General features: G+C 56.2%; 13 protein-coding genes. 9 read left to right on the top strand and 4 right to left on the bottom strand.

The features are described 5' to 3' along the window. Nucleotides 1-105: 105 nt before the first annotated feature. The 3 genes from efeU to efeB all read left to right on the top strand — a co-directional run bounded on the left by efeU (nucleotide 106) and on the right by efeB (nucleotide 3,944). Entirely contained in the window at nucleotides 106-930 is an 825-nt protein-coding gene (efeU, locus tag JQU52_RS12455) for an iron uptake transporter permease EfeU (protein WP_230338793.1), read from the top strand. A gap of 31 nt (nucleotides 931-961) precedes the next feature. After that, nucleotides 962-2,116 (top strand): iron uptake system protein EfeO, encoded by a 1,155-nt coding sequence (efeO, locus tag JQU52_RS12460; RefSeq protein ID WP_230338794.1) that lies wholly within the window; start codon nucleotides 962-964, stop codon nucleotides 2,114-2,116. Nucleotides 2,117-2,669: 553 nt separating this feature from the next. Continuing rightward, nucleotides 2,670-3,944 (top strand): iron uptake transporter deferrochelatase/peroxidase subunit, encoded by a 1,275-nt coding sequence (gene efeB, locus JQU52_RS12465; protein WP_230338795.1) that lies wholly within the window; start codon nucleotides 2,670-2,672, stop codon nucleotides 3,942-3,944. 643 nt (nucleotides 3,945-4,587) lie between these two features. Here efeB and mutY read toward each other — a convergent pair. Next, on the bottom strand, nucleotides 4,588-5,646 hold the full coding sequence (mutY, locus tag JQU52_RS12470; protein WP_230338796.1) for an A/G-specific adenine glycosylase: 1,059 nt from the start codon (nucleotides 5,644-5,646) through the stop codon (nucleotides 4,588-4,590). A gap of 112 nt (nucleotides 5,647-5,758) precedes the next feature. Here mutY and JQU52_RS12475 point away from each other — a divergent pair, with 112 nt between their 5' ends. From JQU52_RS12475 to JQU52_RS12500, 6 genes are all read left to right on the top strand, one after another. Further along, nucleotides 5,759-6,901 (top strand): THUMP domain-containing class I SAM-dependent RNA methyltransferase, encoded by a 1,143-nt coding sequence (locus JQU52_RS12475; RefSeq protein WP_230338797.1) that lies wholly within the window; start codon nucleotides 5,759-5,761, stop codon nucleotides 6,899-6,901. Between the two features lie 85 nt (nucleotides 6,902-6,986). Beyond that, on the top strand, nucleotides 6,987-7,730 hold the full coding sequence (locus JQU52_RS12480; RefSeq protein WP_230338798.1) for a pseudouridine synthase: 744 nt from the start codon (nucleotides 6,987-6,989) through the stop codon (nucleotides 7,728-7,730). Between the two features lie 120 nt (nucleotides 7,731-7,850). Continuing rightward, nucleotides 7,851-9,032 (top strand): 2-methylaconitate cis-trans isomerase PrpF, encoded by a 1,182-nt coding sequence (gene prpF, locus JQU52_RS12485; protein WP_230338799.1) that lies wholly within the window; start codon nucleotides 7,851-7,853, stop codon nucleotides 9,030-9,032. Between the two features lie 343 nt (nucleotides 9,033-9,375). Continuing rightward, nucleotides 9,376-9,642, top strand: coding sequence for a FeoA family protein (locus JQU52_RS12490; RefSeq protein WP_230338800.1), 267 nt, complete (start codon nucleotides 9,376-9,378; stop codon nucleotides 9,640-9,642). 10 nt (nucleotides 9,643-9,652) lie between these two features. Continuing rightward, nucleotides 9,653-11,527 carry a ferrous iron transporter B gene (gene feoB / locus JQU52_RS12495; RefSeq protein WP_230338801.1) on the top strand — a complete coding sequence of 625 codons (1,875 nt, stop codon included), beginning with the start codon at nucleotides 9,653-9,655 and terminating at the stop codon, nucleotides 11,525-11,527. Nucleotides 11,528-11,569: 42 nt separating this feature from the next. Then, a complete protein-coding gene (locus tag JQU52_RS12500; RefSeq protein WP_230338802.1) occupies nucleotides 11,570-11,701 on the top strand; it encodes a FeoB-associated Cys-rich membrane protein in 132 nt (43 codons plus the stop codon). A 129-nt stretch (nucleotides 11,702-11,830) separates the two neighbouring features. On the opposite strand, the gene JQU52_RS12505 is transcribed toward JQU52_RS12500, so the two are convergent. The 3 genes from JQU52_RS12505 to JQU52_RS12515 all read right to left on the bottom strand — a co-directional run bounded on the left by JQU52_RS12505 (nucleotide 11,831) and on the right by JQU52_RS12515 (nucleotide 13,380). Then, nucleotides 11,831-12,124 carry a HigA family addiction module antitoxin gene (locus JQU52_RS12505; protein WP_328300575.1) on the bottom strand — a complete coding sequence of 98 codons (294 nt, stop codon included), beginning with the start codon at nucleotides 12,122-12,124 and terminating at the stop codon, nucleotides 11,831-11,833. Nucleotides 12,125-12,134: 10 nt separating this feature from the next. Then, nucleotides 12,135-12,413, bottom strand: a complete 279-nt coding sequence (locus tag JQU52_RS12510) for a type II toxin-antitoxin system RelE/ParE family toxin (RefSeq protein WP_230340586.1) — start codon at nucleotides 12,411-12,413, stop codon at nucleotides 12,135-12,137. 190 nt (nucleotides 12,414-12,603) lie between these two features. Further along, nucleotides 12,604-13,380, bottom strand: a complete 777-nt coding sequence (locus JQU52_RS12515) for a ferredoxin--NADP reductase (RefSeq protein WP_230338803.1) — start codon at nucleotides 13,378-13,380, stop codon at nucleotides 12,604-12,606. Nucleotides 13,381-13,484: the final 104 nt, after the last annotated feature.

Consider the following 13,484-nt stretch of genomic DNA (forward strand, 5'->3'; position numbering starts at 1 on the left):
ATCATTATTTATCAGCATCTTTTTAAATAATAATAAAAACCATTTGTATTTTCATCTAAACAGGAATATAAAGCCAAGTAAATCTTTTTAATGTCGGTTTAAACCATGTTTATCGCTTTTTTAATTATGTTGCGCGAAGGCATCGAAGCCGCGCTGATTGTGGGCATTGTGGCCGGCTTTTTAAAGCAGTCCGGCCACGGCCATTTGATGCCCAAAGTGTGGCTGGGGGTGGCACTGGCGGTGCTGCTGTGTTTGGCGGTGGGCTACGGCATTCATCAAGAAACCGGCGAAATCCCGCAAAAGCAGCAAGAGCTGGTGGTGGGCATTATCGGCTTGGTGGCCGTGGCCATGATTACCTATATGATTTTGTGGATGAAAAAAGCCGCCCGTTCGATGAAGCAGCATTTGCAGCAATCGGTGCAGGCCGCGCTAAACCGGGGCGGCGGCCAAGGCTGGGCGCTAGTGGGAATGGCGTTTCTGGCGGTGGCGCGCGAAGGCTTGGAGAGCGTGTTTTTCCTGATTGCGGTGTTTGAGCAAAGCCCTTCTTGGCATATGCCGGTGGGCGCGCTGCTGGGCTTGGCCGCAGCGGCGGTGATCGGCACGCTGATTTATCAGGGCGGCATACGGCTGAATTTGGCCAAGTTTTTCCGCTGGACGGGCGTGTTTTTAATTGTGGTGGCCGCCGGTTTGCTGGCCGGCTCGCTGCGCGCGCTGCACGAAGCAGGCGTGTGGAACCATTTGCAGGGCATTGCCTTTCATTCGGCGCATATCCTGCATGAAGACAGCCCGCTGGGCGTGCTTTTGGGCGGCTTTTTCGGCTACACCGACCACCCCACTTGGGGCGAAATCGCCGTGTGGCTGCTGTATTTGGTGCCGGTATTGTATTGGTTTTTGCGCGGCACCCAACCTATGCCTGCCAAGGCTGCCTGAACATTATTTTTAACCACCTTTGAGATTCAAAATGAAAACATTCCGTATCACCGCCTTATCCGCCTTGCTTGCCTTGGGCCTTAGCGCCTGCCAGCCGCCCGAAGCCGACAAACCGGCCGCCGCATCCGCCGCGGCCAATGCCGACGGCAGCGTAAACATCACTGTAAACGACGCTGCCTGCGAGCCGATGGCGCTCACCGTACCCAGCGGGCAAACCGTGTTCAATATCCAAAACAACAGCGGGCGCAAGCTCGAATGGGAGATTTTAAAAGGCGTGATGGTGGTGGACGAACGTGAAAACATCGCCCCCGGCCTGGCCGACAAAATGACGGTAACGCTGTTGCCCGGCGAATATGAAATGACTTGCGGCCTACTCACCAACCCGCGCGGCAAGCTCACCGTCACCGACAGCGGCTTTAAAGCCACCGCATCGCAAGCCGATATGGCCAAGCTGGAACAGCCCTTGGCCGAATACAAAGCTTATGTGCAGGCCGAAGCCAAGGAATTGGTGGCCAAAACCACCGAATTCACCGCCGCCGTGAAAGCGGGCAATATCGCCAAAGCCAAATCGCTGTTTGCCGCCACCCGCTATCACTATGAGCGCATCGAGCCGATTGCCGAATTGTTTAACGAGCTGGATCCGGCCATCGACGCGCGTGAGGACGACTTCAAACAAGGCCCGAAAGACCCGGCCTTTACCGGCTTTCACCGCCTCGAATACGCGCTGTGGGTGGAAAACAGCACCGCCGGCGTGAACGAGGTTGCCGACAAACTGCTGGCCGATGTGAAAACCCTGCAACAAGAAATCGACTTACTGTCGTTCCCACCCAATAAAGTGGTGGGCGGCGCGGCGGTGCTGGTGGAAGAAGTGGCCGGCAGCAAAATCAGCGGCGAAGAAGACCGCTACAGCCACACCGATTTGAGCGACTTCCAAGCCAATATCGAAGGCGCACAAAAAATTGTGGATTTGTTCCGCCCGCTGATTGCCGAAAAAAATCAGGCGCTGCTGGACAAAACCGATGCCAATTTCAAAACCGTCAACAATATTCTGGCCAAATACCAAACCGCCAACGGTTTTGAAACCTACGACAAACTCACCGAAGCCGACCGCAAAGCGCTGCAAGCGCCGATTAACGCGCTGGCCGAAGATTTGGCACAGCTGCGCGGCACGCTGGGTTTGAATTAAAAGCGATAACAAAAGGCTACCTGAAAAGCTTTCAGGTAGCCTATTAAACCCGTCGCCCAGATTTAAAAATCCGACTCGTATAAATCGCAGCTATTTATAAACCATTTTGTTTAGGATATCTGAAACGCATAATCTGTGCAGCCTTCCCCTTGGCGCAGCCGAACGGAACGTGGTTTTGGCGGAAACAAGGGCGGTCCGGAGCGCAGCGACTAGCGGCCGCCGCCAAAAGCATGTGCAGTGAGGGAAGTTTGGCGCAGCCAAACCTGCAACCGGGGTCGCCTTTCTTTGCTTACTTTATTCGCCGTAGGTGCGCTTCGCGTGAACGAAGCAAAGAAAGTAAGTGGCCGCGCGGCCATGAAGCGCAAAGTAAAACGATAAGAAAACGTACAAAACAGTATATGGATTTTTAAAATAATCCGCTTCATTTCGCTTTAGTTTTTGCCAATGGATTACCGAATTTCATTCAGAAATAAGGGTTTAATGCTTTCAGGCAGCTTTATTAATCAGGTGCGTAACTTCAATTGTTAATCCAACCCCAACCCAAAATCCAACCATGACCCAATCCAACACCCCCGCCCAACCCGCCAAACGCGCGCTGCTCAAAGGCGCGCTGGCCGCCGGTGCCGCCGGCCTTGCCGCCGCCGCAGGCGGCTTTGCTTATGGCGAGAAAAAAGGCCGCGCCGATGAAAAAACCGACGCCGCCCAACACAGCCGCGAAAGTTACCCCTGCTACGGCACCCACCAGCAAGGCATCACCACCCCGCATCAGCCGTTTGCCATCATGGCCGCGTTTGACGTGTCCGCACAAACCCCCTCGCAGCTGCAAAACCTGCTGCGCACCCTCACCGCCCGCATCGAATTTCTCACCCGTGGCGGCGAACTGCAAGACGGCGACGCCAAGTTGCCGCCCGCCGGCAGCGGCCTTTTGGGCAAAACTTTCCGCCCCGACGGCCTCACCATCACCGTATCCGTGGGCGCCAGCCTGTTTGATGCGCGTTTCGGGCTGGCCGATAAAAAGCCCAAGCACCTGATTGAAATGGCGCGTTTTCCCAACGACAAACTGGCCGCCGAATGGTGCGATGGCGATTTCAGCATCCAAATCTGCGCCCTTTCCCCCGAAACCTGCCAAAACGCCCTGCGCGACTTGGTGAAAAACACCGCCCAATACGCCATTATCCGCTGGAGCATCGACGGCTTTTTGCCCAAAACCGAACCCGGCGCCGCCGCGCGCAACCTGTTTGGCTTTCGCGACGGCAGCGGCAACCCCGATGTGGGCAACCCCCAAACCGCCAACGAAGTATTGTGGACCGGCATCGCCGCCAACAGCCTCGATGAACCCGCATGGGCGAAAAACGGCAGCTATCAAGCCGTGCGCCTGATTCGCCATTTTGTGGAATTTTGGGACCGCACGCCCTTGCAAGAGCAAGAAACCATTTTCGGGCGCGAAAAATACAGCGGCGCCCCGCTGGGCATGAAAAACGAACACGACAGCCCCGACTACGCCGCCGACCCGCAAGGCAAAACCATTCCGCACGACAGCCATATGCGCCTGGCCAACCCGCGCAGCCGCGAATTTATGCAGAAACACCAATTGTTCAGACGGCCTTTCGACTATTCGCGCGGTCTGGCCAAATCCGGCCAATTGGATGTGGGGCTTGTGTTTATCTGCTACCAAGCCAATCTGGCCGACGGCTTTATCTTTGTGCAAAACCTGCTCAACGGCGAGCCGCTGGAAGAATACATCAGCCCCTTCGGCGGCGGCTATTTCTTCACCCTGCCGGGTGTGCAGGCGGGCGAATATTTCGGGCAAAGCCTGTTGCAAAGTTAACAGCCGCAATGGTTAGCGCTTTGGTGCGTTGTCGGCACGCATATAAAACTGCATCATGCGTTCAGGCTGCCTGAAACCCATTTGCTTTTGTTATACCCAAAAAAACCAATGCCGCCCTGAATAAGGCGGCATTGGTTTAAATGGGTGGCGGGTTTATGACGGGGGCGACTGGGTTTGTGTGCGGGTGCGCAGTAAGGCACGGTAGTTGTTTAAACGGCGGCGGTGTTGCATGATAACTTCCTTAGGTACTGCTTTTGTACAGCAAATTTATTGTTTTAATTGTTAATACAGTGCGGTGTTGATTTCACCCAGTGATATTGAAGCAAGAACAATGTGATGCGTTATAAAGCGGGGATGATGGCGCGAAGCCGGAATGGTTTGTCTGTATTGGAATAAAACGGTATGTGATAAACACCAAAGCCGATTTATAAATACATGCCAAGCATCATAACCGCTTTATCCACATAAAACCACTTTATTCTCGATACTTTACCCATACCTTACAAAATTGCGCCAATCAATAAGCTTGCAATATTATTTATACCAATTCTAAAAAATAAGATAACAAGGCGGCGAGCCACAGACAGTACACCTAGTACGGCAAGGCGAGCCAACGCAGTTAGGTTATTTTTTAGAATTGGTATTATCTTATCTCCGCCAAATACGCCGCCAAAGGCTTGGGCAAGCCGTAAGCCGCCAAATCGGCTTTCGCCACCCACTCACCATCGCGCTCGATAATGGCGCTGTTTTCAGGCAGCCTGAAATCGCAAACCAAGGGCGTGATTTGCAGCAGGCGGTGGGTTAAGCGGTGGCTGATGGTGTGGCCTTCGCTCATATCGGCCAAATTCAGCCCGGCTTTGGCCAGCCACTGCTCGGCTTGCGCCAAGCTGGGCACACACGGCACACACCACAGGCCGCCCCAAATGCCCTTTTGCGGGCGTTTGTGCAGCCACAGCGCGCCATCGGCCCGGCGCAACACCAGCCAATACAGCGGCAGCACCGCCACCGCCACGGCGGCTTTTTTGCGCGGCAGCTCGGCCACGCGGTTTTGCACCCGCGCTTGGCATACATCCGCCATCGGGCAAGCATTACACAACGGCTTGCTGCGCTTGCACACCGTGGCGCCCAAATCCATCAAGCCTTGCGTATAGGCGGCCATATCGGCAGCAGCAGGCGGCAACAGGCTTTCGGCCAATGCCCACAGCGTGTCGTTAAACGCCTTGCTGTTGGCATCGCCGTCTTGTGCAAACACCCGGCACAGCACCCGTTTTACATTGCCGTCCAAAATACTTTCGCGCTGCCCAAAGGCAAAAGCGGCAATCGCCGCTGCGGTGCTGCGCCCCACCCCGCTCAAGCGCTCCAATTGCGGCCGCGTGCATGGAAATTCGCCGTTAAAATCTGCCACCACCTGCTGCGCCGCTTTGTGCAAGTTGCGGGCACGGCTGTAATAGCCCAAGCCTTGCCACAGGCTCAACACCGCGTCTTGCGGCGCCGCCGCCAAAGCCTGCACATTGGGGAAAGCCGCCATAAAACGCGGATAATAGTCCAGCACCGTGGCCACTTGGGTTTGCTGCAACATGATTTCCGACAGCCACACGCCATAAGGATCCGCCACCTGCCACGGCAAATGATGGCGGCCATGCTGTTGCTGCCAGGCAATCAGGCGCGGGGCGAATTGTTGGACGGTTGTTTTTGGCGGCATTTTAGCAACGGTGTTTCAGGTATAATCGGCATTATTTTCAAGGCTGCCTGAAATTGATTTTCTGGCATTCCCAGCGTTTTCAGGCAGCCGCCCATTGTACACAAAGAGCCCCATGTCCGATTATTCTTTATTTGTTTCCTGCCCGCGCGGTTTGGAGCCGGTGCTGGCCGTTGAGCTGGCGGCGCAACACGCGACCGACATCACCCCCGGCGATGGCGGCATCGCCTGCTGTGGCAGCTTGGAAACGGTTTACCGCATCAATCTGCACAGCCGCACCGCCAGCCGTGTGCTGCTACGGGTGGCGCACGGTGCCATCCGCCACGAGCAAGACGTTTACGCGCTGGCCGCCAAAACCGCTTGGCCGCAATGGTTTGCCGTGCAGCAAACCTTCAAAATCCACATTGAGGGCAAACGCGCCCCGGTAAAAAGCCTGGATTTCACAGCCTTAAAAGTGAAAGACGCAGTTTGCGACGTATTCCGCGAACACAGCGGCAGCCGCCCCAGCGTGGGCAAATTCCGCCCCGATGTGCGCATCCATGCCTTTTTAAACGACAAAACCGCCAGCCTGTTTATCGACACCAGCGGCGAAGCCTTGTTTAAACGCGGCTACCGCAACGAAGCGGGCGAAGCACCGATGCGCGAAAATCTGGCTGCCGGGCTGCTGCTGTTGGCCGGCTACAACGGCAGCCAGCCGTTTATGGATCCCTTCTGCGGCAGCGGCACTTTAGCGATTGAAGCGGCACTAATCGCCACCGCCACCGCACCCGGGCTGGCACGCCGCTTTGGTTTTGAAACACTCAAAAATTTCGATGCCGCTCTGTGGCACAGCCTGCAACAACAAGCCAAAAACGCCATCCATCCGGCCACCGCACCCATTGGCGGCAGCGACAATGACCGCCACATGGTGGCCACCGCCCGCCACAATGCCGCGGCCGCCGGTGTGGGGCAATACATCCACTGGCAAACCCAAGACGCGCTCGACAGCCGCCCCAATGGCGAGCACGGCATTTTAATCAGCAACCCGCCCTACGGCGTGCGCTTGGCCGAAATCCAAACCCTGCAAGCGCTGTATCCGCAATTGGGCAGCTGGTTGAAACAATATTTCGCCGGCTGGACCGCGGGCATGTTCACCGCCGACCGCGACATGCCCAAACTGATGCGCCTGTCGCCCAAGCGCAAAATCCCGCTGTTTAACGGCAACTTGGATGCGCGGCTGTTTTTGCTGGAAATGGTGGCCGGTTCCAACCGCAGCTAATCTTGCCAACAGGCTGCCTGAAAAGTTTGAGCTGCGCAGAAACTGCGTTTCAGGCAGCCTTTATATATTGAATAAAGCCAACACCATGACCGACACCCCCAACGACACACAACGCCTGTCCAAACGCATGGCACAGCTGGGCTTATGCTCGCGCCGCGAGGCCGACCACTACATCGAACAAGGCTGGGTAAAAGTAAACGGTCACACCGCCGTGCTCGGCCAAAAAGTGAGCCTTACCGACCGTATCGACTTAGAGCGCCAAGCACACCAGCAGCAAGCCGAACGCGTTACCATCTTGCTCAACAAACCGGTGGGCTATGTGAGCGCCCAGCCCGAAGACGGCCACCGCGCCGCCATGGAGCTGATTACCGCCGCCAACCACTGGGCGGGCGACACCAGCCGCATCCGCTACCAGCCCGGCCACAGCCGCCACCTCGCCCCCGCCGGGCGGCTGGACATCGACTCGGTGGGCTTATTGGTGCTCACCCAAGACGGCCGCATCGCCAAGCAATTGATTGGTGAACACAGCGGCGTGGAAAAAGAATACTTGGTGCGCGTGGAAGGCCGCTTAAGCGAACAAGGCTTGGCCTTGCTCAACCACGGCCTAAGCCTGGATGGCGAAGCCTTGCGCCCGGCCAAAGTGAGCTGGCAAAACCAAGACCAACTGCGCTTTATCCTCAAACAAGGCAAAAAACGCCAAATCCGCCGCATGTGCGAGCTGGTGGGCTTGCGCGTTACCGGCCTAAAACGCGTGCGCATGGGCAAGGTAAAACTGGGGCAGCTGCCGCCGGGGCAATGGCGCTATCTGCATGCGGATGAGCAGTTTTAAATCACCAATTGAAATTACGCGCTCGTGTAAAGCACAGCCCATCGCTATTTAAATTTGCGCAGATAAACCGCGTTAACCCACCCACAATAATAAAACCACCTACTACAAAGGAGCTTCACCATGCCCCCGTTTGCCCCGCAAATCAAAATTCCCGCCACCTACTACCGTGGCGGCACCTCCAAAGGCGTGTTTTTCAAATTAGACGACCTGCCCGCCGCCGCGCAAACACCCGGCGCCGCGCGCGACCAAATTTTGCTGCGCGTGCTCGGCAGCCCCGACCCCTACGGCAAACAAATCGACGGCTTGGGCAACGCCAGCTCCTCCACCAGCAAAGCGGTGATTCTGGCCCAAAGCAGCACCCCCGGCCACGACGTGGATTATCTGTTTGGCCAAGTGTCGATAGACAAGCCGTTTGTGGATTGGAGCGGCAACTGCGGCAACCTCACCGCCGCCGTGGGCGCATTTGCCATCAGCAACGGTTTGGTAGACGCGGCCAACATCCCCGCCAACGGCCTGTGCACCGTGCGCATCTGGCAAAAAAACATCGGTAAAACCATCATCGCCCATGTGCCGATGCACAACGGTGCAGTGCAAGAAACCGGCGATTTCGAGCTGGACGGCGTTACCTTCCCCGCCGCCGAAGTGGCCATCGAATTTCTGGATCCTGCCGACGGCGATGGCGATATGTTCCCCACCGGCGCCGTGGTGGATGATTTGGATGTACCCGGCATCGGCTGCCTGAAAGCCACCTTAATCAATTCCGGCATTCCCACCATTTTTGTGAACGCCGCCGACATCGGCTACACCGGCACCGAATTGCAAGACGACATCAACAACGACACCGCCGCCTTGGCAAAGCTGGAAACCATCCGCGCTTACGGCGCATTAAAAATGGGCTTAATTCAAGATATAGCCGAAGCCGCCACCCGCCAGCACACCCCAAAAGTGGCGTGGGTGGCACCGCCGCAAGGCTATACCGCCTCCAGCGGCAAAGCCGTGGCCGCCGCCGATATTGATTTGCTGGTGCGTGCCATGAGCATGGGTAAACTGCACCACGCCATGATGGGCACCGCCTCGGTGGCCATTGGCACCGCCGCCGCCATTCCCGGCACCTTGGTTAACTTGGCTGCCGGCGGCGGCGAGCGCGAAGCCGTGCGCTTCGGCCATCCTTCCGGCACCTTGCGCGTGGGCGCGGCCGCAGCACAAGAAAACGGCCGCTGGACCGCCACCAAAGCCATTATGAGCCGCAGCGCCCGGGTGATTATGGAAGGCTGGGTGCGCGTGCCGGGCGATGCGTTTTAACGATTAGCAACGCCAATAAAGGCTGCCTGAAAATATTTTCAGGCAGCCTTTATTGGCTTGACTTAATACAAACAAGAATGGCTTTCAATCCGGTTTTACATTCTGGCTATTGCCTCAATTACAAAAACAAATAATAATGGTTAGCAATTATCAACCAACACCAGCCTTCCGGCACCGCCACCCGCCCTATAGTGGAATGAAGAATAAAGTGATACAAGGCGCGAAGCCGCAGACAGTATAAGTAGTACGGCAAGGCGCAGCAACGCCGTAGCATTTTGTTATGCATTTCACTATAAGACCGCGACGCCCTACCGCACGCTGGGCAATTTGAAAGCCTGCTTTTATGTCACCCCGTCCTTTACATCAATTCAAAAAAGGTCAGGCCGCGTATATCCACGCCATTCACCCCAATCCCCAATTCGGCCATCTGGACGACACCGTGGCACAGCGCTTAGCCGATTTGGGCTTTTCCCACGGCATGTCGGTGATGTTGATTGCCACCGGCCTTTTGGGCAAAGGCCCGTTTGCAGTGCGCTTGGGCAACAACGCCCAATTCTCGCTGCGCCACGCCGAAGCAGCCAAAATCCTCTGCCTGCCCCACCAATCCTGAGCGCTCCATCATGACTGTTGCTTATTACGCCTTGGTGGGCGCGCCCAATTGCGGCAAAACCGCCCTGTTTAACGCGCTCACCGGTGCGCGTGCCAAAGTGGCCAACTACCCCGGTGTTACCGTAGACAAACGCGAAGGCGTGTTTGCCGGCGATGCTAACATCCACATTATCGACCTGCCCGGCACCTACAGCCTGCGTGTAACCAGCCCCGACGAAGCGGTTACCCGCGATTTACTGCTCGGGCGCATGGGCGCCGCCGCTATGCGCAGCCCCGACGCCATTATCGCCGTGGCCGACGCCACCAATCTGCGCATGACGCTGCGCATGGTGCTGGAACTGCAAACCTTGGGCAAGCCGATGGTGGTGTCGCTGAATTTAAGCGATGTGGCGCGCGCCCGCGGCCTGTCGATCGACACCGCCAAATTAAGCCAATTGCTGGGCGTGCCGGTGGTGGAAACCGTGGCCGTGAATGCCAACGGCACACTGGCGATTAAAAACGCCATCGCCGCGCTGCCCCGCGCCGCCGCACAGCATCACGACAACGCCACTGTGCAGCAACGCATTGATGCGCTCGACAGCGCCGCGCTGTATCGGCAAGTGGAAAAAATCCTCGCCCAAGTAGTGAGCACGCCAATCCAACTGCCCGCCTGGCACCGCAGCTTGGATAATCTGGTGATGCACCCGTTTTGGGGATTGGTGGTGCTGCTGCTGGTGCTGCTGCTGGTATTCCAAGCCGTTTATGCTTGGGCTGCGCCGTTGATGGACGGCATTGAAGCCGCCATCGGCAGCTTCGGCGGCTGGGTGGGCGGCTTGCTGCCGGAAGGCCCGCTGCGAAGTCTGCTGGTAAACGGCGTGATTGCGGGCATTGGCAGCGTGCTGGTGTTTGTGCCGCAAATCACTATTTTATTTGCCTTTATTCTGCTGCTGGAAGATTCCGGCTATTTGCCGCGGGCCGCTTTTTTGCTCGACAACCTGCTGGCTAAAAGCGGCCTGTCCGGGCGCGCGTTTATCCCTTTACTGTCTAGCTTTGCCTGCGCCGTGCCCGCAGTGATGTCGGCACGCACCATTCAAGACCCGCGCGAGCGGCTGGTTACCATCGCCATCGCCCCCATGCTCACCTGCTCGGCACGCTTGCCGGTGTATGCCTTGATTATTGCCGCCGTGGTGCCCAACCACAGCGTGGGCGGCCTGTTTAACTTGCAAGGGCTTACCTTGTTCGGCCTGTATTTGGTGGGGATTGTGTCGGCCGCCGTGGCTGCTTGGGTAATGAAGCTGCTGGCACGCCGAAGCGGCCAAGTACAGCAGTTCCCTTTGCTGATGGAGCTGCCCACCTTCCGCCGCCCTAATTTCAAACACATTTTGCTCAGCCTTTGGGATCGGGTTAGCGCCTTTTTAAAACGCGCCGGTACGGTGATTTTTGCCATCAGCGTGGTATTGTGGGCGCTGGTGAGTTTTCCGGCAGCGCCCGCCGGCGCCACGGGCCCGGCGATTGACTACAGCTTTGCCGGCATGCTGGGGCATTTGATTCAGCCGCTGTTTGCGCCGCTGGGCTTTAGCTGGGAAATGTGCATCGCCATGGTGCCGGGCATGGCCGCCCGCGAGGTGGTGGTGGCCGCGCTGGGCACGGTATATGCCGTGGGCGGCAGCGACGAAGCATTGCAGCAAAGCCTGATTCCGGTGCTGCACCAGCAATGGAGCCTAGCCACCGCCTTCGCCTTTCTGGCCTGGTATGTCTACGCCCCCATGTGCGCCGCCACCTTGGCGGTTATCAAACGCGAAACCAAATCCGCCCGCACCACCGCGCTGATTACCGCCTATTTGTTTGTGCTGGCTTATGTGTTTGCGTTTATGGTGTACCGCATTACCTTAGCACTCACGGCTTAGCGCCATAACCGATTGCCAACACCCTGGCAGAAAGAAATCAAAATGATGGAATATATTGTGGTGGCCATTATCGTGCTGGCCTGTGCCGCTTTTTTAGGCAAACGCTTCTTCGGCAAAAAAGCCGATGCCTGCAGCGGCTGCAACCGCTGCGGCAGCAATAAACGCTGCCATTAAACTGCGGCGGTGTGGCTTTATTTTAAATCTGTTTTCTCAAAATGTTTTCAGGCAGCCTTCACACAAGGCTGCCTGAAAAATCATGCCATTCAATCGGTTTATCCGGTATGCGCCAACCAGTGCATATCATCAAACCGCATATGCTGGAGTAACCTGCGGGTTGGTTTTTTGCATGGCCTGCCACAAGTCGTAATCGGCCTGTTGGTGCAACCAACTTTCCGGGCTGGGGCTGTTATCGCCCAGCCATTTATGCAGGCGGATGGCCATATCGGCACTGATGCCTGCCTTGCCGTTCAACAAGCGGGAAAGCGTCACGCGGGACACCCCAAGCTGCCGCGCCGCTTCGGTTACGCTCAGGCCAAGCTCGGGCAAGATGTCTTCCCGAATCACTTCGGCCGGGTGCGGAGGGTTGTGCATGCGCATAACAATTTCCTTAATGGTAATCCTGATAATCCACAATTTCGGCGTGGCCGTTTTCCAATTTAAACGTAACACGCCAGTTGCCGTTTACTTTCACGCTCCAATGGTTTTTTAAATCCCCTGATAAAGGGTGCAAATTCCAGCCTGCGATATTCATGTCGGAAGGCACGGCGGCGCTGTTCAAACGGGCGAGAATACGCGCCAACTTGACCGCGTGAGCAGCTTGTATTCCCGATTTGCTGCCCGTTTTATAAAACCGTTCAAGCCCTTTGTGTTGGAATGAAAGTATCATGGCTGTATCTCTACTATTTACAGTATTGTATCGCATGTATTTACAGCCTGCAATCAACACGCATACACAGCCATAGGTCAGATTGGAAATCCAACTTATGGCTGCTGATTTATCCTAAACCTGTTTCCAAAATATTTTCAGGCAGCCTTTATATAAGGCTGCCTGAAAATATTTTATAAATCAAAAAATCTCAAAACCCGTTTTCCATCATTATCTGCCCCGGCACTTTATTGCGGTGCATAGCAAAGCCCATGTCGAGCAGGGTTTTGAAGGTGTCTTTTACCATCGCCGGGTTGCCGCAAATCATAAAGCGGCTGTGCTGCGGGCTGAAGTTGAGTTTGAGCGCGGTGGCCAGCTCGCCGTTGTGCAGCAGCTCAGGCAGCCTCTTATCTAAAGCACCCGCCAAATGTTCACGCGTGAGCACGGTTTGGAAAGTGAATTGGCTGCTGTATTCGCCCACCAGCGGATGCTGCGCCAGCTCGGCGATGCGTTGGTTGAAAATCAGCTCGTTGGCAAACGACACCGAATGCACCAATGCCAAGCGCTCGAAGCGTTGCCAGATTTGCGGCTGTTGCAGGATAGACAAAAACGGGGCGATGCCGGAGCCGGTGCACAGCATGATTAAATCGCGCCCGTCGGCAAAGCGCTCGGGCAGCAAAAAGCCGGTGGCGGTTTTGTCAAGCAAGATACGGTCGCCCGCTTGCAAATCGGCCAGCCGTGCGCTCATGGGGCCGCCTTCAATCAGCACGGCAAAGTATTCTAAGGTGTCGGCATATTCGGCCGACACCACCGAATAGGCGCGCCAAATAAAACCGGCACCGTCGCGAAAGCCCAAGCGGGAAAATTGCCCGGCGCTGAAACGGTAGTGCTCGGGGCGGCTGATGGCAAAGGTGATTAGCTTGGGGGTGTGCTGTTTTACCCACAACACGGTTTCTTCGCTGAATTTGGCTTCGGGTGCGGCAGGCATGGGCGTCCTTTAGAGCATATTGATAAGGGATTGGATTAAGCGGGCGCCGGTTTAACAATTAGGTCTATCTCAGCGCACTTAAATTTCAGGCAGCCTTGAATTAC

The sequence above is a fragment of the Paralysiella testudinis genome (assembly GCF_016894345.1).
Classification (GTDB): domain Bacteria; phylum Pseudomonadota; class Gammaproteobacteria; order Burkholderiales; family Neisseriaceae; genus Paralysiella; species Paralysiella testudinis.